Here is a 24,681-nt window from a genome sequence, read left to right as displayed (position 1 = left end):
GTGGCCGGCCCTGCGAGTGTACCGTTTTCTTTCTCGACTCAGCGTCGTCCCCGAACCCTCAGCGCCTGCGGCGTGTAATTGCTCGGGCTGAGCTCGACGTCGAAGGTCGGGACCGGATCGTCATTATCCAGCCCGTTCGCCACGTAGCGGCCGGACTGCAGGTCCATGTGCGACAGCATGGTGGACCAGTAGGTCGGAAGCTCATAGTAGTTAATGGTATGGGCCTCCGAAACGCGCCAGAGATTGCCCTGCTGGTCATAGTGGTCGGTCAGCGCGATCTGGTAGCTGTCTTCGTCCAGGTAGAAGGTACGACGGGGATGAATATGACGCGTGCCTTCCTTCAGGGTGGCGTCCACAATCCAGACACGATGCAGTTCATAACGCATGTGCTCCGGATTCAGGTGGCCCGGACGAACCAGGTCGTCCGGTGAGAGATCGTTACTGTGAGCCTGGTAAGAGTTGTACGGGATGTACATTTCCTTCTTGCCCACGATTTCCCAGTTATAACGATCCATGGCCCCGTTGAACATGTCGGTCATGTCGTTGGTGCGCAGTCCATCGGAAGCCGTACCGGGGTTGTCGTAGGCCACGTTGGGCGCCCGTCGTACGCGACGCTGCCCTGGGTTGTAGATCCAGGCCTGGCGCGGCTGCTTGACCTGATTGAGCGTCTCGTGCACCAGAAGGATATTGCCCGCAAGGCGCGCCGGCGACTCCACTTCCTGGAAGAAATAGAGCAGGATATTGTCGGTATCCTCGATCGTCATGCCTTCCTTGTAGTACAGACCAAGCAGCTCTTCACGCAACTTGACGAGCTGGTAGGCACCGGAAGAGGTCGGCACGACCTGGTTGTTATACCGCGCGCCGCCGATACCCTTGAACTTGAGCTTGTGGTTCCAGATCAGGTGAAAGGCGTTCTGAGGCAGCGGGAAGGGAAAGCCTTCGTAGACGTCCTCGACGCCCTCGCCGTTGGCTACCAGCCTTCCGGTCGCAGCATTGTCGATCGTCGCATCGTAGATGCGCTCGGGGAAGGAAGCGCTTCGATGCGTTGGATAGACCTTCATGTAGTAGGTATCCGGATAGCGCTCGAACAGCGCCTTCTGGCCCACCGACAAGCGGTCGGCGTATTCCTGGTAGTTCTCGGCCGTGATGGTGAACTGCGGCTCCTCGTCGGCATACGGGTCGGGGTGACGGTCGCCGGGCTGATAACCTTGCGGCCAGTCTTCCTGGGTCAGGCCGCCGTCCCAGGCCGGAATCGTGCCTTCGTCATTGCCGGCCCGAATCGAGCCCATGGGCGTCAGATCCTCGCCAAGGCGCGCGATGTTCTCTTCGGTACGCGGGATGATCACGTCCAGGTCGGCCCGACCCATCATCACTTCGGTGGCATCCACTAATTCATCCGAGTCTACAGCGGCCATCTCGGTTTCCGCCTCGTCGGCCGGTGCCGGTTCGTCCTCTTCGGGCATTGCTTCCGAAGCGGCCTCTTCCTCAGCCGCCATGCGTTCGGCCTCCGCTGCAGCCTCGGCCTCTGCCTCTGCTTCGGCCTGACTACGTGCCTCTTCCTCGGCAGCCATGCCCTCGGCTTGCTCTTCGGCAGCCGCTTCTTCTTCGGCCGCCCTGCGCTCGGCTTCGGCGGCCGCTTCAGCCTCGGCCTGGCGGCGCGCTTCTTCCTCGGCTGCCCTGCGTTCGGCCTCGGCGGCGGCGGCTTCTGCCTCCGCCTGGCGACGTGCTTCCTCTTCGGCCGCCATCCGTTCCGCCTCCGCGGCGGCTTCCGCTTCAGCCTGACGGCGCTCCTCTTCTTCGGCAGCCATACGTTCGGCTTCGGCCTCGGCTTCCGCTTCCTCGGCGGCCTGCCTTTCGGCTTCGGCTTCGGCAGCAGCGGCCTCTTCAGCCTCCTGCTCCGTTTCGAAGCGATCGGACATCGAGGCTTCTTCCGCTTGAGCCGGCTCTTCCTCGGCCACGGGGGCCGTTCCACAACCGACGAGAACAACGCCCGCCAGCATGGCGGCGAAGATCGTCAGTCCGGGTTTGATGATTGTGTCTGTCATTGTGACCTCCGCTCTAGAATGAGTAGCTCAGGGAAGCCGCGACGAAGTCGCGATCACCCAGCAGATTATTGTCTCCGGCACCAAAGAAGTCCGTATACGAGATACCAGCCTGCCAGCGCGACAGGTAGCTGAAGTTCAGGCCAACAGTGATCTGCTTGCGGCCCTCGATGAAGTTACCGCCGGGTCCGGGGGTAACACCATCGACGTCGTGGTTGAACGCCAGTCGCGGCGTCATGTTCCAGGGCGTACCGAACACGTTGTTATAGGTCGGCGCAAACAGCAGTCGATAACCCCAGCTGGTATCAGTTGCATAGCCGTCGGTCGTCGTGACCGGGCTGCGGGAATTGCCGCCGGTCTGCCGCGACGGGCCGCCGAAGGTATCGGTGCCCGGTCCCTCGAATCGCAGTTCGCTTTCACTGGGCAGGTCCCAGATACGGGTCACACCGAACTCGCCGACGACAGCCACCTGGTTGGCATTCAGAAAATTGCCCGGCCCGAACAGCTTGGTCAGGGTGAACTGGGCCTGCGACACCTCACGGCGCTCGTAACCCTGAATGTACTCGCCGGGCTCGAAGTCGCCGAGCTGGCTGATGAAACGATTGTAGGGCTCCGGAATCGCCGCGTTCAGCGGTGAAAGACCCGCGTAAAGCAACTCGACATCATCGATCTGCAGGGGCAGGTTTTCACGGTAGCTGACTTCACCACCCAGCGACCAGCCGCTGACAGTGGTATTGAAGCTCACGCCCCACATGTCGATATCTTCGGGATACTCCACGATCACCGAGCCGGAGGAAGGGGCCGCATTGCTGACCGCACGCCCGGACAGCAGCGGCAATCGGCTGTGATAGCGCAGGTGGTAGAAACCGAACTCGGTGTTCAGTTGCGGCGCGAAGTAGCGGAATGACAGTCCGTACTGACCGTGCTCATCCGGCTCGTTATCGGCCGCCCGCGGGAAAGAAGCGGCACAACCGGCGCCAATGAGCTGCAGCGGCAACTCACGATCGCTCGCGCCGAAATTACCGTTGCGACAGACGGTTTCATACAGGTCCGGATTGTTGACCGGCTGCGGCACCAGGCCGAAATTGAGCATGGCGTAACGGCCGCCAGCCGTGGCGAAATCGTTGGTGGCAAAGAAGGTGCCCGAGGGCTCCGCTTCCGTTTCGTCCCATTCGCCCAGCACAATCGCTTCCACCGAAAGGTTCGGCGTGATATCCAGGCTGCCCCACAGCATGTTCTGCGGCAGGAAGGCGTCCTTCAATTCGGCGCCGGCCGTGCGCAGGGCGGTGACATCCACGGGGTTGATTGCGTTGATGCCGCCGGCGAGGAACGTACTCTCGCCCCAGCTGACCACCTGTCGGCCGAGCCGCAACGACAGAATCTGATCGCCGAGCGGGAAGTCGCCGTAGACGTAGGCGTCAAGCAGGCGTGCGCGCTCGGCCGCCTGGTCCTTGGCGCCCTCGGGCAACTCGTCCATGTCGGTAAGCGTGACATCGTAGAAGTAGTTGCCTCGCACGAAGGCGCCGAAATTGCCGAAGTCGATCGACAGCTCGGACGTGATCCGGGCCTGGTTGAAGATCGGATCCCACTGATCGAAGTTGAGATTACCGTCGTCCGAGTTGGCCGAAAAACGGCCCGGCGTGGCGATCTGCTGTTCCAGCGGGCGCTGGACGACCAGCGGATCGAACTGCGACTTGGCGATCAGGCTGTCATCGCGGTCGGACACTCGCATGCCGACGCCGTAGCTGATGGTGGAATCGAGCGAAATGTCGACCCCGTCGGTACTCAGGTCGATGGCCTGCACCTGCTGGGCTACCAGGGCCAGACCGATGGCGCCGGCCAGGATGCCGGGGCGAAGCCCGAGACCGCGCCGACTCGTGTTTGGTTGTTGGCGTTTCATGTTCGGATTCTCCCTATCAATCGTCGGTCTGGATGAGTGATGGATCGCCGATGACGACTGCCCCGCCACCGGAAGCGATCATGCTGGCTGCCTGACCCTGCATTTCGGCCGTGACCTCGGGGCCGGCACTGGGGTCGAGCAACGAACCGTGTCCGCCCTGAAGCAACCGAACGGCACCGCGAATGCCCATCGGATCCTGTGTCGTCTCCGTAATCGCATCCAGACCCATGATTCGAATCAGCGGTTCAGTGCCGGACAGGGGCGCGCCCTCGACAGCATTGGGAACGACCGAATCGCCGGCGACCTGCTGCAGAAGCACCGAGTTCTGTGCGGTGGTGACCGCACCCCAGTTGATCGGGTCGGCCGAGTCGATGACCGTCTGGGCCGCGCCGAGGAACTGGAAATACTCCGGCGAAAAGGGTTCGATTCCGGCCTGTTCCAGCCCGGCACGGATGACCGGCCCGAAGGTGTCGGATCCGGACAACAGGTTGGCGATGCCGCCACCGGGTACCGACAGTACGCCGTTGCCCACCGTCGGTTCGACGGCCAGGAAGGGCGTACCCGCCATGGAACCGAGCGAGAGGCCGACGAAGTTGATATTGGAACCGTCGAGATCGGAGACACCGTCGCCGTCGATATCCATCTGCGGCACGTTCAGTGCCAGCGTCGAGAGGTCGATCTGTGCCTGGCGCAGGTTGTCGCGCGAGGTCAGCAGGCTCTGCAGATTGATGAACCACGCGCCGGAGCTGTCGATCATGCCGTCGGGACCCGATGCCCCCGTTTCGTTGTCTCGCAGGTCGAGGTCGAAGGTGCGCTCGGTCGACATCGACGCGAAAGGCGTATTCTCGACATAAAGTGGGCTGGTCTGGTCGGTAATGCCATGCAGGGGCATGTCAATCGAGACCACCGCAATGCCCTGCGAGGCCATGGTGTCGGCCAAGGCCAGCATTTGCGAGCGATCACCCGTGATGCCGTGCTGGAAGATCACCACCGGCCAGCCGGAGGCCGGACGAGGCTGTCCCGACGTTTCGTTGGGCACCGTCAGCAGCATGGGAGCCATCGGGCGCGCGTTCTCGACCGGGATCGGATTGGCAACCGTGACGTGGGTCGATTCCGGGTTGAGGCCGAATTGATCGAAAGGCGGCACATAGTTGCCCGGTGCGGCCTGCCAGAATTCGGTCAGTGGCGCCGTCGGGTTCTGCTCTGTCGGAACGCCGAGGAAGTAGGGCAACTCGACCACACCCATGTAAATATCGGCGATGCCCGGCGAGGCGCCCGGGGGCAGGACATCGGCCGTGGTCAGGCAACTTTCCGGCCCGGTGCAGGCCTGGGCCACCTGGGAGCTGGTCGGGCCGATGGCCGAGCGTAGTTTGGAAAGCACCGGCGTGACGGACTGCGTCGTCGCCGTCGATGAAACGACCATGCTCTCACTGGCAACACCCTGCGAACCGGCCGCGGCCACGTGGGTATTGATGATCTGGCGCAGTGGCTCCAGGGCCTGGGCGGTCTGATCGTCAAGTAACGGATCGGTGCTGTTGCCTTCATCGTCGACCAGCGGATCGGGGCGCTTGGCCAGGAAGTAAGCTTGCGCCGGCGTGGCCGGGTTGCCGCTGGTGTCCTGGATACCCTCGGTCAGCACCGCCATGTAGCCGGTCATTTCCTGGAGCGGCTTGAGCGGCACCACAGCGATCGTCTGACCGCTCGGGTCGGAACCGGCGACCGCAGCCACGTAGTCCTCGCCCGGAACCAGTTCACGATTTACGCCGTTCACCGCGGCCGTGCCCTGCTCGAACGTCACCTCGTAGAAGCGCACGCTGCTTCCCGGCACCACACTGTCCGGATCGATCTCGGCCGTGAAGCTGAAAGTCCAGGGTGCGACCGTGCTGAAACCGTCGAGTGCGTTGAGCGCAACCGTCGGATCGCCGAAATCGGTTGGATCCTCAACCGGGATGTTCAGCGTCAGATCGTCGGTCCCCGAGAGCAGCAAACTGTTGGGGAACGGGATATCGCCTCCGGCGGGATCGAATACCGCGGTGATGACGCCATCAACGGGCTCACCATCCGGTTTTTCGGCGGGATCTTGGTCTACGGTGCGGTCTACGCTGGAACTGCCGCCGCAGCCGACCAGCCACAACAGCGCGAATGCGAGCGCCAGAAATCGGCATGCCTTCATCAGAGTTCTCCCCAAAGCAGAGATGTTTTATGTGTTGAGCAATACTGCACAGTATGGCGCAGTATCGACTGGCTCCGCCTGTATGATATGAACATGTTCTTTACTTTTGCAAGCAGCCGCTTCCGGCAACTGCTTTTTGCGCTGGGTCCGGGCTTGCTGATGGCCGGAGCGGCGGTCGGTGTATCCCACCTGGTTCAGTCGACGCGTGCCGGTGCCGAGTACGGCACCAGCCTGTTGCTGCTTGTACTACTCGCCTGCGTATTCAAGTACCCCTTCCTGGAATTCGGACCGCGCTACGCGGCCGCCACGGGTGAGAATCTGCTCGTGGGTTATCGCCGGCTGGGCCGCTGGGCGCTGGGCCTGTTCGTGATCGTCACCCTGGGCACGATGCTGATCATCCAGGCCGGGGTCACCGTGGTGGCAGCCGGGCTGGCCGGGCTCGTTTTCGACCTCGACGCGTCGATCACGCAACTGTCGGCCGGCGTGCTGACCGGCTGCCTTGCGGTTCTGGCCATAGGACGCTATCGGGGTCTGGACCTGCTGATGAAGATCATCATGGCGGCCCTGGCGGTATCAACGCTGGCGGCCGTCGCCCTGGCGTTCGGCTCCGGCCCGGACTGGAGTGCGCTCAATCCGGCAGCCAATCTCGATGCCGTCTGGACGGCAACGGGGTTTGCTTTCGTGCTCGCCCTGCTTGGCTGGATGCCGATCCCGCTGGACGTGGCCGCCTGGCACTCGCTGTGGACGCTCGAACGCGCCGAGCAGACCGGACACCCGCCCAGTGTGCGCGACTCGATCACCGACTTCCAGATCGGCTATGCCGGCGCGACCCTACTCGCCGTGCTGTTCCTGCTGCTCGGCGCCTTGATGCTGCACGGTAGCCAGGAAGCGATGCCCGAATCGAGCGTGGCCTTTTCCGGCCGTCTGGTGGATCTTTATGCACTGACGCTGGGCGAATGGTCGCGGCCGGTCATTGCCGTGGCGGCGCTGACCACCATGTTCTCGACCACCCTGGCGGTCACCGATGCCTACCCGCGGGTGTTGCGCGCACTCATCGAACTCAGCGGCATCGCCACGGACGAAGGCTCGAGCGAGCACAAGCACCGCGCCCGCTACGTCGGCGCCCTGCTGCTGGTCACCATCGGCGCGCTGCTGGTCATCCATTACTTCGGTCAGCGATTCACGACCCTGATCGATTTCGCCACGACGGTATCGTTTCTTGCCGCGCCGGTGATCGCCTGGCTCAACATCAAGCTGCTCACCAGCGAACACGTGCCCACCGAGCACCGCCCGCGCGGCGGCCTGCTCGTTCTGGCCTGGGCGGGCCTGGGATTCCTGGTACTGTTTTGCGTGATCTGGATCGGCTGGCGCCTGACCTGAGGATTAAGGAACCTCTGAACAACTCTGCGCGGGCCCGAAGGACCGCTGCGCCGGTTGCTGTTCGCGATGGCGTTCCATCTCTTCGCGCAGGTCCGGGTGACCCTCGAGATCACCGTAGCGCTTGAGCGCTTCGAACACGGCCAGCGTCCAAAAACCCACGGCCTCGTCAAAACTGTCAGAATGACACAGCATTGTCGTCGATAAGACGGCAAGAAACTCCCAAATGGATGGGCCCATGCACCAGCCAACCCGAATTCTGACTGCATTCCTGTTACTTACCCTATCCGCCGAAGCTGCATCACAGCCGGCGGCCGACGCCGGTCGACACTACCCCGACGGCCACGGTGGGGAAGTCTTCTTCCCGATGGGGGATCGCTCGTTTGCCGACGAGGTGGTGTCCTTCAATGCGGGCGATCCCGACGGCGGCGATGCCTCGGCACGTCCCGAGGCCGTCCTCAATGTTCCCGACTATGCCGATGTCGGTGATCCCGGCTTCCTGACCCTGGGCTGCACCGGGGACCTGGTCGTGGCGATGACGGACAACAATCTGATCGACATCGCCGGCCCCGACCTGTACGTATTCGAAGTCGGGCCGGACACCGAAGCGACAGCCCTGGCGATTTCCAAAGACGGCGAGGACTGGATTCGGGTCGGGCGCATCGCCGGTGGCAAGGCCGAGGTCGATATCGCACCTTATGTCGAGCCCGGCGGCTCCTACCGCTACGTCCGCCTGGTGGACCTCAAGCAGGCCTGCAACAGCCGCACTCCGGGCGCGGACGTCGACGCCATCGGCGCCATCGGTTCAGCCACGAAAATCGCCCTCGACAGCGAAGTACTGTTCGACTCCGGCGAGCACCGCCTCAAGCCCGGTGCCCACGAGGCACTCGAGGAAATCATCGCATCCATCACGAATCCGGCCGGCACGCATATCGAGGTCGCCGGCCATACCGACAGCGTCGGCTCCGAAGACAGCAACCTCGCACTTTCTGAAAACCGTGCCCGATCGGTAGCCGGGTTCCTCATCGAATCCGGCCACTTCGGCGACGACGCCATCACGACGCAGGCCTTCGGTGAGTCCCGCCCGATCGCGAGCAACGACACGGCCGAGGGCCGGGCGCGGAACCGTCGCGTGGAGTTGACCGTGCGTAGCAAGCCCGAAGCAGACAACGAAGAACGCGCGACCGTCGACATTCTGGGCGTGTGGGATGCCGGCGAACATGGTGTGATGGAATTGCGCCGTGTCGACGGCGCCATCGAGGGCGACTACACGCTCGACAACGGTGCCGTGCTGGGCGAGTTCGTCAGCGACACCGTGTTCGAAGGCCACTGGATCGAGGACGACTCGAGACGGGCCTGCGACAGCGAGAAGGACGGCCGCGACCACTGGGGTCACCTCCGCATCGAGTTCGAGACGGCCGAACGCGACCGCTTCGAGGCCTACTGGCGCTACTGCGGGGAAGAAGAGGACCGCGGCGCCTGGCGCGGCCGGCTCGAACGCCTGCTCTGAAGAATGGCCCCGGCGAATCCTCAATTCGCCGGGGCCAAGCGCTATTTCTTTTTCGGCATGTACAGGTCGGTGATCGTGCCCTCGTAGGCCTCGGCAGCCATCATCACCGACTCCGACAGGGTCGGGTGCGGATGGATGGTCAGGCCGATATCGGCCGCGTCGCAGCCCATCTCGATGGCCAGGGTGAGTTCGGCGATCAGGTCGCCGGCATGCAGGCCCACGACACCGGCACCGATCAGCCGGTCGCTTTCCTTTTCGAAGATCAGTTTGGTGAAGCCCTCCGAACGGTCCATACCGAGTGCCCGGCCCGACGCCGCCCAGGGGAACTTGCCGACGCCGTAGTCGATGCCCTTGTCTTTCGCCTGCGCTTCGGTCAGGCCGACCCAGGCGACTTCGGGATCGGTGTAGGCCACCGAAGGAATCACGCGGGCGTCGGCGGCCCGCTTCTCGCCGGCGGCCACTTCGGCGGCCACCTTGCCCTCGTAGGAACCCTTGTGCGCCAGCATGGGCTGGCCGACGATATCGCCGACGGCGAAGATATGGCTCACGTCGGTCCGCATCTGGCCATCAACCTTGATGAACCCCTTGTCATCGACATCCACGCCGGCGGCCTCGGCATTGAGCTGGTCGCCGTTGGGACGCCGCCCGACGCACACCAGCACGCGGTCGAAATCGGCCGAGTCGGGTGCTTTCTTGCCGTCGAACTGCGCGGTGAGCGCCTTGTCGCCGGCTTCGACTTTTTCCACCTTGGTTTCCAGGTGGAAGGTCACGCCCTGCTGCTTCAGATGCTGCTGCAGCGGCTTGACAAGGTCGGCGTCGGCGCCCGGCATGAGCTGGTTCATCATTTCAACCACCGTCACTTCCGAGCCCAGTGCGCGGTAGACACAGGCCATCTCCAGGCCGATGATGCCCCCACCGATGACCAGCAGGCGCTCGGGCACGTCGGCCAGTTCGAGCGCGCCGGTCGAGTCCATGATGCGGTCGTCGTCCCAGGGTACGTTGGGGATCTCGGTCACGCGCGAGCCGGCAGCGATGATGCACTGATTGAAGCTGACGGTGCGTTCCTTGCTTTCGTGCTCGACGACCAGTTCGTGCTCACCACTGAACTGGCCCATGCCCTGGATGATCTCGACCTTGCGCTTCCCGGCCATACCAGCCAGGCCGCCGGTAAGCTTGTCCACTACCGAGTCCTTGAACTCGCGCAGCTTGTCGATATCGATATCGGGCTCGCCGAAAGACACGCCATGATCGGCGAGATGCGCCGCCGAGTCGATCACCTGGCCGACATGCAGCAACGCCTTGGATGGAATGCAGCCGACATTCAGGCACACGCCGCCGATCGAATCGTAGCGCTCGATCAGTGCCACCTTCAGTCCCAGGTCGGCGGCACGGAATGCGGCGGTGTAACCGGCCGGCCCGGAGCCGAGCACGGCCAGGTCGAAATTGTGATCGTGATCGGTCGGATCGACCGAGGTTTCAGGTTTCAGGTTTAAGGTTTCAGGGCGGGCTTCTTCACCTTCGTCGGCGCCACCGGATTCATCGGCATCATCAGAGCCTCCTGAAGACTCCCCTGAACCCTGAACACTGAACCCTGAACCCTTTTCACCTTCATCCCCGGAGCCACCTTCGTCGGAGCCTTCACCAGACTCTTCCGAAACCTCCAGAACCCCGATGACATCGCCTTCCCCGACCTCATCGCCTTCCGAGACCTTCAACTCGACCAACTTGCCGGCCGACGACGCGGGCACTTCCATGGTCGCCTTGTCCGACTCGAGCGTAATCAGTGACTGTTCCTTCTCGACCTCGTCGCCTTCAGCGACCAGCACCTCGATGATCGGTACCTTGTCGAAATCGCCGATGTCGGGGACTTTGATTTCTTTTGTGTTGCTCATGGCAAGCTCTCAGGTGTTCGTCTCGATCGGGTGGTTTCTCCCGACACTTCGTGAATCGTAAATGGTAAATCGTTAATCGAGTAAACCGAATTGAGCGCCGCGCCGTGGTTCTTCTATTTACTATTTACTATTTACTATTTACTTTTTACTCGTCTCGATTTACGAACGCTCTCAGCCTTCTCCTACGTTCCTTGTGCCGCCACGAGGCGCAGTTGTCCATTCGATTGAGTTATATCCAAGTCCCGCAGAAAACTCATGCCCAGCAGGATCGTGTCACTGCGCCCCGGGCTGATGGCGGCGCGGACATCGCGCTGGACGATGTCGCCCAGACGCACTTCGTCGATGCGCGTCATCCAGCCGGTGACCGGGCCGGTCGCCGTCTCCAGGCCGATTGGCGCCATGCGCTCGAGACCCAGTTCGTCGGCCCGGCCCTCGGGCACGGACACCAGCGTGGCACCGGTGTCGACCAGAAAAGTCACCTCGCGGCCATTGATCGCGCCGGTGGCAATGAAATGCCCCTGGCGATCGGACTCCAGCACGACCTCGATGCCGCCATTGACACGCTGGCTCTGCACCTGCTTGTTCGGGTTACGGCGATCCTCGACCAGGCCCGAAAACACGAAGGTCAGCAAAAGCAAAACACCGACCGCGGCGGCCACCATCATGCCAAAGCCGGTGCGTTGCGGGTTCAAAGCAGCAGCCGCCTGAGATCCTCGAGCTGCTTGGCCAGGTAGCGGGTGAAGCGCGCCGCATCCGCGCCGTCGATGACGCGGTGGTCATACGACAATGACAGCGGAAGCATCAATCTGGGCTGGAACTGTTCGCCGTCCCAGACCGGCTTCGTCTCCGAGCGCGAAACGCCCAGGATCGCCAGTTCGGGTGCATTGATGATGGGCGTGAAGGCTGTGCCGCCGATACCGCCCAGGCTCGAGATCGAGAAGCAACCGCCCTTCATCTCGTCGCCCTTGAGCTTGCCGTCGCGCGCACGCGTCGACAAGTCGGTCAGCTCCTGCGCCAGTTCGATCAGGCCCTTCTGGTCGGCATCCCTGATCACCGGGACGACCAGGCCGTTGGGCGTGTCCACGGCCACGCCGATGTGGAAGTACTTCTTCTTGATCAGCTTCTTGCCGTCGTTCGACAGCGAGGCATTGAAGTGCGGGAAGGCCTTCAAGCCCGCAACCACGGCCTTGATCAGGAACACCAGCGGCGTCATCTTCGTACCCGCCTCTTCGGCCTGCTTCTTGGATGCCTTGCGGAAGGCTTCCATCTCGGTGATGTCGGCTTCGTCGAACTGGGTGACATGCGGAATCGACACCCAGTTGCGATGCAGGGCAGGTCCGGAGATCTGCTTGATGCGCGAGAGCTTTTCTTCCTCGATTTCACCGAACTTCGAGAAGTCGACCTGCGGCGGTTCGGCGATGTTCAGCGCCGTTCCCGCTGCAGCGCCACCGCCGGACTCCATCGCCTGCTTGACGCGACCCTTGAGGTCTTCCTCGGTGATACGACCCTTTCGGCCCGAACCTTCAACCCCGGTCAGGTCGACACCGAGTTCACGCGCGAGCTTACGCACCGCCGGCGAGGCGTGCGGCAATTTCGACAGATCCTGGTCCATGGCATCGAAGGGCACCGGGGGCGCAGGAAGATCATTGGCTTCCTTGGAGCTTTCGGTCTCCGGTTTCCGATTTCCGGTTTCCGGCTCGGCTTCTTCAGCATCTTCGGAGTCGTCGGCCTCCTCAACATCGTCAGATTCATCCGAAGACGCCCCTGAATCCTTTTCCTTCTCGTCCCCGGCGTCACCTTCGTCTTCGGATTCGTCACTTTCCGACGCCTCCCCGGCGTCTTCGGAAACCTCGATGACACCGATCACATCCCCTTCCCCGACCTCGTCGCCTTCGGAGACCTTCAGCTCGACCAGCTTACCGGCCGCCGACGCGGGTACTTCCATGGTGGCCTTGTCCGACTCGAGGGTGACGAGCGACTGCTCTTTCTCGATGTCGTCGCCTTCGGACACCAGCACCTCGATGATCGGCACCTTGTCGAAGTCGCCGATGTCGGGGACTTTGATCTCTTTTATATTGCTCATCGCAGGCTCTCTACTTGTCGTCCGGTTCGGGTGGCGGTTACGAGACTTTTAGAAAATAGTAAATAGTGAATAGAAAATAGAAAAACAGGCGTACTCGCCCTTCTTCTATTTACTTTTCACAATTTTCTATTTTCTTCTTACCATTCACGTCCTTTCAAACCGCCGTCGGCAGCGGCTTGTCGGGATCGATATTCAACGCGCTCCTCGCCTTGACCAGCTTGTCGTCGTCGAACTTGTCCTGGCGGTTGAGACCGACCAGCGCGGCCCAGGCGACGTTGTAGCGGTCGACTTCGAAGAAGCGACGCAGGTTCTCACGCGTGTCCGAACGGCCGAAACCGTCGGTGCCCAGCACGATGTAGTCATCCTGCGGCACGAATTCGCGCACCTGGTCGGCGAAGGCACGGACATAATCCGTGGCTGCCACCGCCGGGCCCTTGCGGTCCTTGAGCAGGCCGGTGATCCATGGCGTCCTGGGTGATTCGTCGGGTTTGAGGCGATTACGCCGGCTGACCTCGTAGCCTTCCTTGCGCACCTCGTTGAAGCTGGTCACCGACCAGATATCGGACTCGACGCCATAGTCATCCTTCAGGATATCGGCGGCAGCAATCACTTCGCGCAGGATCGAGCCCGATCCCATCAACTGAACGCGGGGCTTGTCCTTGCCGCCCTCACCCTCACGGAACAGATACATGCCCTTTCGGATACCCTCCTCGGCGCCTTCTGGCATCTCCGGATGCTGGTAGTTCTCGTTGAGTACGGTGATGTAGTAGTAGACATCCTCGCCGTCGGCGTACATTCGCCTGAGACCATCCTGCAGGATCACCGCCAACTCGTAGCCAAACGTCGGGTCGTAAGACACGCAGTTGGGAATCAGTCCGGCCTGCACCTGGCTGTGGCCGTCCTCGTGCTGCAGGCCCTCGCCGTTGAGCGTGGTCCGACCCGAGGTGCCGCCGATGAGAAAGCCGCGAGCGCGCATATCGCCGGCCGCCCAGGCCAGGTCACCGATGCGCTGGAAGCCGAACATCGAGTAAAAGGTGTAGAAGGGAATCATCGGCATGCCGGTCGAGGCGTAGCTGGTCGCCGCGGCGATCCAGGAACTCATCGAGCCGGCCTCGGTGATGCCTTCCTGCAGCACCTGGCCCTTCTGCTCTTCCTTGTAATAAGCAAGCTGGTCGGAGTCGACCGGCTCGTAGAGCTGACCGAACGGCGCGTAGATACCGATCTGGCGGAACAGGCCTTCCATGCCGAAGGTTCGCGCTTCGTCGCAGATGATCGGTACCACGCGGTCCTTGATCTTTTTGTCGCGCAATAGCACCGTCAGGCAACGCACGAAGGCCATGGTCGTGGAAATCTCGCGTTCGCCGGTCGACTCGAGCATCTTGGAGAAGGCGTCGAGCTCGGGTACTTCGAGCGCCTCGTAATCGACCTTACGCTGCGGCAGGAAGCCGCCGAGTTCTTCCCGGCGCTTCTTCATGTATTTCACTTCCTCGGAGTCATCGCCCGGGTGGTAGTAGGGCACCTCGGAAAGCTTGTCGTCCGAGACGGGGACATTGAAACGGTCGCGGAAATACTTAACGCCCTCGTCGTCGAGCTTCTTCTGCTGGTGCGAGATGTTCTGCCCCTCGCCGGACTGGCCCAGGCCGTAGCCCTTGATGGTCTTGGCCAGGATGACCGTGGGCCGGCCCTCGTGATGAGTGGCGGCGTGATAGGCGGCGTGAATCTTGTGCGGATCGTGGCCGCCACGGTTGAGTCGCCAGATGTCCTCGTCGGACATATCGGCGACCATTTCCTTGAGCTCGTCGTAGGCGCCGAAGAAATGCTCGCGCACGTAGGCACCATCATTGGCCTTGTATTTCTGGTAGTCGCCGTCGAGTGCCTCTTCCATGCGCCGGCGGAGCAGGCCCTTGGTGTCTCGCGCCAGCAGCGGGTCCCAGTAGGAACCCCAGATGACCTTGACGACGTTCCAACCGGCACCGCGGAAGAAGCCTTCCAGTTCCTGGATGATCTTGCCGTTGCCCCTGACCGGTCCGTCGAGGCGCTGCAGGTTGCAGTTGACCACGAACACCAGGTTGTCGAGCTTTTCGCGGCCGGCCAGCGAAATCGCCCCGAGCGATTCGGGCTCGTCCATCTCGCCGTCGCCGAGGAAGCTCCAGACCTTGCGCTTGCTGGCATCGGTGATACCGCGGTTGGTCAGGTACTTGAGGAAGCGCGCCTGGTAGATCGACATGATGGGGCCCAGGCCCATCGACACCGTCGGAAACTGCCAGAACTCCGGCATCAGCCAGGGATGCGGATAGGAACTGATGCCCTCGCCGTCGACCTCCTGGCGGAAGCCGTCGAGCTGTTCCTCGGTCATCCGCCCTTCGAGGAAGGCACGCGCATAGATGCCCGGCGAGGAATGGCCCTGGATGTAGACGAGGTCGCCGCCGTCTTCGTGATCGGGGCCCTTGAAGAAATGATTGAAGCCGACGTCATAGAGCGTGGCCGCCGAGGCGAAGCTGGCGATATGGCCGCCCAGTTCGCCGCCGCGGCGCGCAGCGCGCACCACCATGGCCATCGCGTTCCAGCGAATGATCGAACGGATGCGCCGTTCCAGCGACCCGTCACCCGGCATATTCGGCTCACGGTGCGGCGGAATGGTGTTGATGTAGGCCGTCGTCAGGTCGAACGGCAGGTGCGCGCCCGAGCGCCGCGCCAACTCGACGCAGCGCTCCAGGAGGAAGTGGGCCCGCTCCGGGCCGTCACGGTCGACGACCGCGGCCAGCGACTCGAGCCATTCCTGAGTCTCCTGCGAATCGATGTCGTCGGGGTGGGGATACTGTTGCACCATGCCTCGCCTCTCCTGGGCCGAATTCATTATCGAGAACGGCTATTGTAACGAGACTGCGTTAACAAAGCCGGCTTCGAAACAACGCTATCCCATACCCCGGCGTATTGCGGGGCAGACCGTCACTCGTATTGGACTTGAGACGGACCGCGTTCAGAGCGCAGGCGACCGGAAACCGCTTCGGCCTCGCGCAACACCCGCAACATGTTGCCGCCGGCAATCGCGACCAGCTCTTCGTCGCTGTAGCCGCGGCGGATCAACTCGGCGAACAACGCCGGATAGGTGGCGGTGTCCTCAAGCCCCTCCGGCGTGGATGAAATGCCGTCGAAGTCGCCGCCGATTCCGATGTGCTCGACCCCGATGCGATCGCGGATGTAGTCAATGTGGTCGGCCACGTCGGCGATCGTCGCGCGGGGCGCCGGGTTGTTCGCCTCCCAGGCCTCCATGCCGGCCTCGACCGCTTCGGCATCGCCCGGATGCAGCCGTTCCAGTCGCGCCTGTTCGCCTTCCTTGCGCGCGTCCCACTGGCGCACGGTCTCGTTGATGAAACCGGGAACGAAAGTGACCATGACGATACCGCCGTTGTCGGGCAGGCGCTCCAGTGCATCGTCGGGCACATTGCGCGGATGATCGGTCACGCCGCGGGCCGATGAATGCGAAAAGATGACCGGCGCCTCGCTCACGTCGAGTGAATCGTGCATGACCGCCTCGCTGACGTGCGACAGGTCAACCAGCATGCCCAGCCGATTCATCTCGCGCACGACTTCCTTGCCGAATTCGCTCAACCCCTCGTGACGGGCGGCATCGGTGGACGCATCGGCCCAGTCGTGGCTCTGCCAGTGCGTCAGCGTCAGATAGCGGGCACCGAGCCGGTGATACATGCGCAGCACGGCCAGTGAATTGTTCAGCGTATGGCCGCCTTCGAGGCCGAGCAGCGAGGCGATGCGTCCCTGCTCGAAAGCACGCTCGATGTCATCGGCGGTCGTTGCGAACTCGAGCGCATCGTGGCGATCGATCAGGCGATGGGCGACATCGAGCTGCTCGAGCTGGATACGCACCGCCTCGTCGCCGGAGAATTCCGGATCGACATACACGGACCAGAACTGTGCTCCCACGCGCCCGTCGCGCAGACGCGACAGGTCAGTGTGCATCGGCGACTCCAGCGTCGCGGTGTCGCCGGCGAAGTCCAGTTCGCCAACCCGGCGCTCGAAGCGCTCGCGCACCTGCCACGGCACGTCGTTGTGCCCATCGATCAGGGCATGGCGATCGAGCAGCTGCCGCGCTTGCTCGAGTGGGGGTGATTCGGCATCCGGGGATTCGGCGCGGACCGTATTGAAGGCTGCAGTCAACAGCAATACGGCAATCAGTGCTCGTGACATGATGGATCGGTACTCGGGTTAAGGACGATGCAAGAGCTTGCCGTGAGCCCGGTCCATTCGTCAATCCGGCTTGTCGATCACCCCGCCACGTTCCAGCAGCGGGACAACCCGGTCGGTGGGCAGGGCCGGCACGCTGCGGCCCTTGTGCCCGCTCAGGGTCTCGGCGGCGAAAAGCGAATTGAGAATCGCTTCCTCGACGGCCTCGACCACGGCCAGGAACAACGGCGACATGGCCGGGTTAGCCAGCCGTCGCGTTCCGCGAACATCACTTTCCCGGGTTTCGATGCGCACGTCGGGATGCGTCGAGAAGGCGATCACATAGTCGCCGCTGCCGTTGGAGGAGAATCCGCCGGTCCGTGCCACACCCAGCATGGCGCGGCGGGCCAGGCGCTCCAGGTTGCGCGAACCCAACGGCGCATCGGTGGCCACGACGATCATGATCGACCCGTCGGCATCGGGATCATAGCCGGCCGGTTCGTCGCTGGAGGCACCATCGGGGCCGTCGGGCCGTTCGTAGGGCACCTCATCGGCCATGTAGTGCGTGTCGAGCCGTTCGCCGACCGGCACGCCGTCGATGGTCAGGATTCCGCCAAAGTTCGACTGCACCAGCACACCCACCGTGTAGCCGCCGCGACCGGCCGGCAACACCCGCGAGGCCGTACCGATACCGCCCTTGAAGCCGAGCGCCCGCGTGCCCGTACCGGCACCGACATTGCCCTCGCGCACCGGTCCGCTGTCGGCCGCCTCGATGGCCCGATGCACGTGGTCGGGCTCGATCACCCGGGCACGGATATCGTTGAGCCAGCCGTCGTTGGTCTCGCCGGCGACGGCATTGACCGATCGGACATCCTCGTTGCCCGGCAAGTCCAGCACCCAGTCGGCCACGCCGTGGGCAGCCTGGTAGACGGCGAGCGTATTGGTCAGCGCAATCGGTGTCTCCAATTCACCGAGCTCGCTGATCTGGGTGAAGCCCACCGCCTTGCCGAAGCCGTTGCCCACGTGCACCGCTGCCGGGACCCGCTGGCGATAGGGATTGCCGTCGTGGGGCAGGATCACCGTCACGCCGGTACGAATGCCCTTACCCTCGATCAGGGTGAAATGCCCCACCTGCACACCCCCCACGTCGGTGATGGCATTCCATTTACCGGCCGAGAGGACGCCGGGCGACAAGCCCAGGTCGCGGGTACGCCCGGATGGACCCTCGCCCGCCACCAATCCGGAGACGGACATCGACAACAACAGGCAAAGACCGGGGCCAATCAATCCATCAGCAAAATTTCTCACGACGACATCTCCCTGGTGATTGAATGACGATGGTTGTGCATGAGCATCCCCATTCTGGGCGACACGGCTTCGCTTTCCCAGTCGAATGGCGAAGCCTGGTTGACGACTCCCGATCCCGCCGCCGAGGCACCCGGCGGCAGGCTTGCTATGATGAGGGTTCTTGCGCTTTTGATTAAGGGAGACGAGCGATGAAGACAATCGGGCGATTTATCCGTACCGTGCTGATCCTGGTGGTAATCGTCGTGGGAGCGGCGATCGCCTATGCCTACAGCGGACATTACGACATATCCGTCGGCACCGGCCACACGCCATGGACGGCCTGGTACCTGGGAACCTTGCGCGAGCGCGCCATCGAGACCCGCGCGGGCGACATCGACGTCCCGGACCTCGACGATTCGGACATGGCGGAAGCCGGTGCGGTTGCCTATGACGAGAGTTGTTCAGGCTGTCACGGCCGACCGGGACGGTCACCGAGCGACAGCTTCGATCCACGCCCGCCGGCCCTGACCCGTGGCCAACCCGATCCGGCCGAGATGTACTGGGTAGCGCGCAACGGCATCAAGATGTCGGCCATGCCGCGCATCGGCGAGGAGCGCGTCTCCGACGAGCAACTCTGGCAGATTGCGGCCTTCCTGCAGACCGCCTCCAGCCTGACCGAGGGTGAGTACCGCAATCTCGTCGAGCCACCCGAGCCTGAGCCCGAGCAGGAACCGGAAGCCACCGAGGAAGAATCGGAAACCGGGGAACCGTCGACGGATGACGAGCGGGCGGCCGATTCCGGGGACTCGGCGGAAGACGAAGACGGGTCCGACGAAGCCGAAAACGGCAACAACGGTTCCGGCGGCGAAGGCGAGACAGCCTGAGCGTTTCCGCTATTGCGCTTCCCGGCGCCCGTAAAAATCCCGGGTGCGCTCGAACAGCGAATCGAGCCGAAGGATGTAGCGGTCACCACCCGCTGTCTGCAGGTCGAACGGTTGCACATCGCCGGCTGAAAGACTTGCCCAGTATTCGGGGATATTCAGGTCGGAGAGGTCCATGGCCGGATGTCTCGCGTCGACCGGCTGGAACCGTCCCGGCGCTTCGACGATGTAATCGGCCGGCTCCGCGGGTGGGCCGGTCAGCGCTTGCCAGCGCACCGACAGGGGGTGGAACAGCAATCCGCTCATCAAACCGAGCAGCAACGCGATGATGGTCCGCTCCCGAACGGGAGCGGCGCTCGCCAGCAACGCCCCGGCCACCAAGACCAGGCTCGCGAGCAGAACCGACAAGCCGTAGTTCGGCGACCACAGCGCGCGAATCGGTGGCAACACCATGAAGTGCAGTGCGGCGGCCACGCCGATGGCGCCCATCAGTGAAAGCATGAGCACCAGCGACTTGAATTGCATCAGGTCGACCGGCGCATCGTCGTTTTTCGCGTTGGGCCGGTCGGCAGCGGGCTTGCCCATACCCCAGCGCCCGCGAAGACCGAGTGATTCGAATTCGACTTCGATATCGCGCTGCTCCAGGTGCCGAACCAGCGGATGCGTTTCGGCCAACGCATGCAGTTGCTTGCCCGGCCGCATGGCCATCAAATCGGGGCGGTCAAGCGGGTCGTCGACGGGATCCCAGTGCAACAGACCCAGATCGTGGCGACCCTGCGCGCTTTCGAGGGTCAGCGTGGTGTTGATCCAGTTTTGCACATGGTGCGCCTTCGGGCCGGGGTGCCGGACGACCGCCCGCTCGATGGCCGACCACGGCAACTGCCAGTTGTGTCGCAGCCAGGTTCTCGGCCCGTGGTACTTGTGCGGTGAACAGCGTATGCCCTCGGTATCGACCACCAGCCAGGCATCCTTCGCCATGGACACGATGCGTGCGATCAGGACGATCAATGCCAGGCTGGCCACTGACCCCAGCGCGAGCGCCCACGCGGGCTGATTCAGCAGGTCTTCCAGGATTTCGGAGAAAAGATCGCCGGAAACCAACTCGCCAACGAGGAGCAGCACGGCGAACGAACCCAGCACCACCCAGAGACCGCGACGCATGTTGACCGGGCTGAGCCGATAACGGAATCGGGTCGGGAGGACGGAAGTGGAGCTCGACATCACGCGTCCCCCAGGTCCCAGGCATCCAGCCATTCGATGTTCTGCAATTCGAACCCGAATTCATCATCCAGGCGACGGTGAAAGTCGGGCAGGTGCCCGGCGCCGTAGAACAGTGCGACGTTGCTTGCGCCATCATCGAGTTCGTCCCCGAGTACCGTCAGGGCCTTGCGATTGCGCTCGGTAATCAGCACCGATCCGTCCTCGTCGGCAAGTACTTCCATGACGCGAGCCTGATCGATCATCGATTCAGCCATCATGCGCTTGAGTGCCAACTGGCGATCGCTGGCAAAGAGCACCCGAAGCACCTGGGCCTGCTGCTTCGCAGCGTCCTGGGATACCGTCGATGCCGCCCACATCTGCATGAACGTGCCCATCCAGGATTCATTGCGACTGGTCATGCTGTCGCTGAATTCCGTGGCCGTCATGTCCGCATGCACGAAATTGGGCCGGTCGTAGTCGATCTCCTCGAGCTGGAAAGCCAGACCCAGCGCATCCTTCATCCCGCCCTGCAGCAATCCGACCAGGTTCAGCCCCGTACCGGCCGGACGCTCTCCCTTGCCGTCGGGGTCACCCACCATTTCGTAAAGCACGACCTCGTAATCATCGAACCGCCGCTGCAGATCCTTGAAGTAGGATCGATCCGCTACGTGGATGGCGCCGACCAGGTGAAGCGTCCTGCCCTGCTGGTCACGGTAATGCGCCAGCGCAACTTGCAGGGATTGCGGGTCACCTTCAGCATCCTCGGCCAGGCGCATGAAACTGTCGGGAACCTGGGCGTGCACAGTGGCCGCCACGAAGCAGGCGGCCCCCAGCAACAACGCCAGGAATGACTTCAAAAGGTACATTTTCTTGCCTCGACGGATCGGGCCAACACTATAGCGGGCGCGAACATCGAGGCCAAGCTGGACCAGGCCCTTGTCCTCGACGCATGTTCAACGCCACGACCGCCACCTCGGCCGAAATCCTCATCACGCCCACGGCAATGACGATAGGGCCGAACGTCAGTCTTGAAGCAGGTAAGACTGCCCGGCCAGGAAATCCGCCGCTTCGCGCACGGCCGGCAGGCCGATCCGGCTGCGCCGTATCGGTGGCAGTTCGCTGCCGGGTTCACTGAGCGTACGCATGCAGTGTGCCAGCGCCTCGCGCATGGGATCGAGGTGATAGCCCCCCTCGAGCGCCAGGACCAGCCGACCGTGACACAGCTCATCGGCCAATCTCTGCATACGATCGGTCAGATGCGCATATAGCTCCCTGCTGAACCGGCAGGCAAGGTGTTCGCTCGTACCGTCGAAACCCGCCGAGACCAGGATCAAACCGGGCCGGAACCGGCGTGCCGCCGGGACGAGAATGCGATCGATGGCCTCGAGGACCGCCAGGTCGCTGGTTTCCGCCGGTAGCGGTACGTTCAAATTCGTGCCGCGCGCGCGTCCCTGCCCGACATCCTCCAGCGCGCCACTGCCGGGATAGTAGGGTGCGGCACGGTGGAGATCGAAGAAAAGCACATCCGGGTCGGCTGCGAAGATCGAGGCCGTACCGTTGCCGTGGTGAATGTCCCAGTCGACGATCAGCACGCGCTCGACGCCGTGCACGGCCTTCGCATGCTCCGCCGCGACGGCGACGTTGTTGATCAGGCAGAAACCGCGATAATGCGCCGCACTGGCATGGTGGCCTGGGGGGCGCACCAGGGCAAAGGCACTCGCCGCCCGGCCATCGAACACGGCATCGACCCCCGTACAGACCGCACCCGCGGCACGAAACGCCGCATCGACACTGCCCGGCGACACCGCCGTGGAATCGATCGCGAGCATGCGCTTGCGCCCCCTGAGCTTGTCGAGACGCTGCATATGACCGCCGGTGTGAGCCCGACGGACGGTCGGCTCATCGGCTCGCTCAGGCGCCAGCCACAGCAGTCTGCCGTCGTCGAGTTCACGCGCGCGCTCGACCAGCGATGACAGCCGTTCGGGCCGTTCGGGATGGCGCCAGAGCCCGCTGGCGACCAGTTCGCCGAGCCGGGCACGCAGCTGGCGCGCGTGGTAGTCGCGCATCCCCGGTTCCAACCCCGGCGGCTGGTGCTGGAGCATTTCTTCGTGGTAGACCACTGCCAGCGGAGCAGTCATCAGCTCGAAACCACTTCCTGCCAAGCCTTCTCGGCGGCCCAGCTCGTTCGCACCTGGCCTGCGATGGCATCGACCGTGTCTTCGGGCACTGTATCGGGATCACCGAGCTCGCGTTCGTTGAAATGGAACACATAGAGACGGGCACAGAATTGCTCGAATGGCAGCGAGGATTCCCCCGGTACCTCACCATGCCCCCGGGTCGACGTCACGATACCCTGCCCCCAGTCCTGCCGACCCTCGTTGTTGGGGTTGTAGAAGTAGACACGCATCACGCCCTCGGGGCCGAGTGCGACGCGCTGAATGGCGATGGCGTGCAACCCGATGAAGTTACCGAATGGGTCGGTGGCAACAATGCCCGCCGGCTGCGGATAGATCAGGTCGGCGCCGCCGTTGTAGCGGGGATGATACGCCGCGTGAAACTGCCGGATGAAACCGGAGAAATCGTTGACCGCGCCGCTGGCGTAATCGAAGGTAGTGGCGAAACCGCGGTGCACCCACCAGCCGTGGAATTCGGGATTGATCCAGCGGTGCCCGTCTTCACCGCGGCCGACGATGCGCCGCCCCATCTCCCAGTAGATCTTGTCGAGATGCGGCACGAGCACGAGGGAAACGGTATCGAGCTCGGTATGGAAGTCCTCGATCAGCCCTTCACTCAGCTCACTCGAGCGGATCAGGTCGCCCTCGAAGTGCAGGTCGATCTCGTCGTCGCGTGCGGCCCACATCACCAGCTCGAGCAGGAAGCCGGGATCGATCTGGGCCCACAGACTGATTGCGCGTGCAGACTGGCAGGTGGGATTGTTGCCCTGGCTCACGCCCAATGGCAGGCCGAGCACACCGATGACACCGGCTAAAAGCAGGCTGCGGCCGGAAGGTGGATCCTCATGCCCGAATTCCTTGCGCAGGTGCGCCGCAACCTCCGGCAGCGGATCGAGTCGCGTCAAGCGCCACAAGGCCGGCGGGACCGGCGGGAAAAACAGCGTACCGTGATCGAGCAGATTGCTCAGCGCAACGATGCACTGGGCCGTCGCTGGATGGACCCCCTCGACGATCAGGGCCCGCACCAGGGCATTGAACGCATCCAGACTGTCGGCACCGACCGGGTCGAGCCCCATCGCCAACACCAATTGCTCGTCACTGCCGGATTCGGCCAGAAACCTGAGGATCGCGCCGTGGGCGGGGCAAACCAGACCGGTTTCGTTCATCGAGTGCCCGAGGGCGGCCAGCTCTCCGTCCTGCTGCGCCCCGGGCAGTTCCTGAAAAAGCGCCACACTGGCCTCCGGCGAGGTACTGCTCAACTCCGTGGGGCCCCGGCTCGCATCGAGCAGCAGCCGGCCGCGCTCGAGGGCGGCTGTCTCTTCGGACAAGTCCGTTCGCCGAAGCAGGCGTTCGATGTGTTCGAGCAACTGGCGTACGCCGGAAACATCGATCGGGCGCTGCTCGAGAATGTGATCGGCTTCGGTAACCAGCGCCTCGACGAGGTTGGTCCCGCCCAGGCGGTCGAGCTCGAATGAAAGCAGGTTCTGAACAGCCTCGTGATGGCCGCCGCCCGACCGACCGGCCTCGGAATGATCGCCCAGCAACAAGTCGAGGTTCAGCACCAGGCTGCGCTGGAGAAAATGACGCGCCGCCTCGGCACTGACCAGCGGATGCCGGTAGTCACCTTCGGCGATGGCAAGCATGCGCAGACGGCTGAGCGCTTCGACAGACAGCGCATCGGCTGCTCCCGTCAGGGAACCGCGCGACAGTTCCGGCTGCAGGCGTTCGGGGTGGTTCCAGTCGCTGCCCTCGAAAACACCCGCCTCGTCCAGCCGGCCGGCATGGGCATACAGCGTGGCCGCACCACCCGGACGCCTGAGCAGCCGCAGCGTGGCGTTGAAAAGACGCGGAAGTTGGCCGGCTTTGGCAATCGGGGTAACGCGGGCGACGCTTTCAAGCGCATGCTCGAAATTCTCGCCCAACCGGCTCAGGTCCGGGTCATCGTTGTGAGATGGCTCCTGCAAGCGCTGGTACTCCATG

Annotated in this window: 17 protein-coding genes; 3 read left to right on the top strand and 14 right to left on the bottom strand. The window is 63.2% G+C overall.

Annotated elements, in window-relative coordinates; genetic code table 11:
• Positions 1-38: 38 nt before the first annotated feature.
• Genes DZK26_RS13840 through DZK26_RS13825 form a run of 3 tightly spaced genes read right to left on the bottom strand, consistent with a single transcriptional unit; the run spans position 39 to position 6,115 of the window.
• Positions 39-2,045, bottom strand: coding sequence for a DUF1329 domain-containing protein (locus tag DZK26_RS13840; RefSeq protein WP_220337073.1), 2,007 nt, complete (start codon positions 2,043-2,045; stop codon positions 39-41).
• A 13-nt stretch (positions 2,046-2,058) separates the two neighbouring features.
• Complete coding sequence (locus DZK26_RS13830; protein WP_116897733.1) at positions 2,059-3,942, bottom strand: DUF1302 domain-containing protein; 1,884 nt, start codon at positions 3,940-3,942, stop codon at positions 2,059-2,061.
• Positions 3,943-3,958: 16 nt separating this feature from the next.
• The gene (locus DZK26_RS13825; RefSeq protein ID WP_116897734.1) at positions 3,959-6,115 is read right to left on the bottom strand and encodes a lipase; all 2,157 of its coding nucleotides are present in this window, start codon (positions 6,113-6,115) and stop codon (positions 3,959-3,961) included.
• 93 nt (positions 6,116-6,208) lie between these two features.
• On the opposite strand from DZK26_RS13825, the gene DZK26_RS13820 reads away from it, so the two are divergent.
• Positions 6,209-7,495, top strand: coding sequence for an Nramp family divalent metal transporter (locus DZK26_RS13820; RefSeq protein ID WP_258870838.1), 1,287 nt, complete (start codon positions 6,209-6,211; stop codon positions 7,493-7,495).
• Between the two features lie 3 nt (positions 7,496-7,498).
• Here the strand turns inward: DZK26_RS13820 and DZK26_RS13815 are convergent, their stop codons facing one another.
• Entirely contained in the window at positions 7,499-7,687 is a 189-nt protein-coding gene (locus DZK26_RS13815; protein WP_116897735.1) for a hypothetical protein, read from the bottom strand.
• A gap of 43 nt (positions 7,688-7,730) precedes the next feature.
• Between DZK26_RS13815 and DZK26_RS13810 the strand changes: the two genes are divergently transcribed.
• Positions 7,731-9,002 (top strand): OmpA family protein, encoded by a 1,272-nt coding sequence (locus DZK26_RS13810; protein WP_181918328.1) that lies wholly within the window; start codon positions 7,731-7,733, stop codon positions 9,000-9,002.
• A gap of 41 nt (positions 9,003-9,043) precedes the next feature.
• On the opposite strand, the gene lpdA is transcribed toward DZK26_RS13810, so the two are convergent.
• The 6 genes from lpdA to DZK26_RS13780 all read right to left on the bottom strand — a co-directional run bounded on the left by lpdA (position 9,044) and on the right by DZK26_RS13780 (position 18,467).
• The gene (gene lpdA / locus DZK26_RS13805; protein WP_116897737.1) at positions 9,044-10,894 is read right to left on the bottom strand and encodes a dihydrolipoyl dehydrogenase; all 1,851 of its coding nucleotides are present in this window, start codon (positions 10,892-10,894) and stop codon (positions 9,044-9,046) included.
• Between the two features lie 182 nt (positions 10,895-11,076).
• Positions 11,077-11,586, bottom strand: a complete 510-nt coding sequence (locus DZK26_RS13800) for a TIGR02281 family clan AA aspartic protease (RefSeq protein ID WP_220337075.1) — start codon at positions 11,584-11,586, stop codon at positions 11,077-11,079.
• The gene (locus tag DZK26_RS13795) at positions 11,583-12,977 is read right to left on the bottom strand and encodes a dihydrolipoyllysine-residue acetyltransferase (protein WP_116897739.1); all 1,395 of its coding nucleotides are present in this window, start codon (positions 12,975-12,977) and stop codon (positions 11,583-11,585) included. The genes DZK26_RS13800 and DZK26_RS13795 overlap by 4 nt, the downstream gene beginning before the upstream one ends.
• Positions 12,978-13,131: 154 nt before the next feature.
• Positions 13,132-15,807 carry a pyruvate dehydrogenase (acetyl-transferring), homodimeric type gene (aceE, locus tag DZK26_RS13790; protein WP_116897740.1) on the bottom strand — a complete coding sequence of 892 codons (2,676 nt, stop codon included), beginning with the start codon at positions 15,805-15,807 and terminating at the stop codon, positions 13,132-13,134.
• Positions 15,808-15,926: 119 nt separating this feature from the next.
• On the bottom strand, positions 15,927-17,183 hold the full coding sequence (locus DZK26_RS13785; RefSeq protein WP_116897741.1) for a dipeptidase: 1,257 nt from the start codon (positions 17,181-17,183) through the stop codon (positions 15,927-15,929).
• A 60-nt stretch (positions 17,184-17,243) separates the two neighbouring features.
• Positions 17,244-18,467, bottom strand: coding sequence for a P1 family peptidase (locus tag DZK26_RS13780; protein ID WP_220337077.1), 1,224 nt, complete (start codon positions 18,465-18,467; stop codon positions 17,244-17,246).
• Positions 18,468-18,655: 188 nt separating this feature from the next.
• Between DZK26_RS13780 and DZK26_RS13775 the strand changes: the two genes are divergently transcribed.
• Entirely contained in the window at positions 18,656-19,330 is a 675-nt protein-coding gene (locus DZK26_RS13775) for a cytochrome c (protein ID WP_116897743.1), read from the top strand.
• 9 nt (positions 19,331-19,339) lie between these two features.
• Here the strand turns inward: DZK26_RS13775 and DZK26_RS13770 are convergent, their stop codons facing one another.
• The 4 genes from DZK26_RS13770 to DZK26_RS13755 all read right to left on the bottom strand — a co-directional run bounded on the left by DZK26_RS13770 (position 19,340) and on the right by DZK26_RS13755 (position 24,665).
• The gene (locus DZK26_RS13770) at positions 19,340-20,548 is read right to left on the bottom strand and encodes a hypothetical protein (protein WP_116897744.1); all 1,209 of its coding nucleotides are present in this window, start codon (positions 20,546-20,548) and stop codon (positions 19,340-19,342) included.
• Positions 20,548-21,393, bottom strand: a complete 846-nt coding sequence (locus DZK26_RS13765; RefSeq protein ID WP_116897745.1) for a hypothetical protein — start codon at positions 21,391-21,393, stop codon at positions 20,548-20,550. The genes DZK26_RS13770 and DZK26_RS13765 overlap by 1 nt, the downstream gene beginning before the upstream one ends.
• Positions 21,394-21,549: 156 nt before the next feature.
• Positions 21,550-22,665, bottom strand: a complete 1,116-nt coding sequence (locus tag DZK26_RS13760) for a histone deacetylase (protein ID WP_220337078.1) — start codon at positions 22,663-22,665, stop codon at positions 21,550-21,552.
• Positions 22,665-24,665 carry a hypothetical protein gene (locus tag DZK26_RS13755; protein WP_147306621.1) on the bottom strand — a complete coding sequence of 667 codons (2,001 nt, stop codon included), beginning with the start codon at positions 24,663-24,665 and terminating at the stop codon, positions 22,665-22,667. The genes DZK26_RS13760 and DZK26_RS13755 overlap by 1 nt, the downstream gene beginning before the upstream one ends.
• Positions 24,666-24,681: the final 16 nt, after the last annotated feature.

Source organism: Wenzhouxiangella sp. 15190 (assembly GCF_003417465.1).
Taxonomy (GTDB): Bacteria; Pseudomonadota; Gammaproteobacteria; order Xanthomonadales; family Wenzhouxiangellaceae; genus Wenzhouxiangella.
This window is presented reverse-complemented; position numbering and strand designations above follow the sequence as displayed.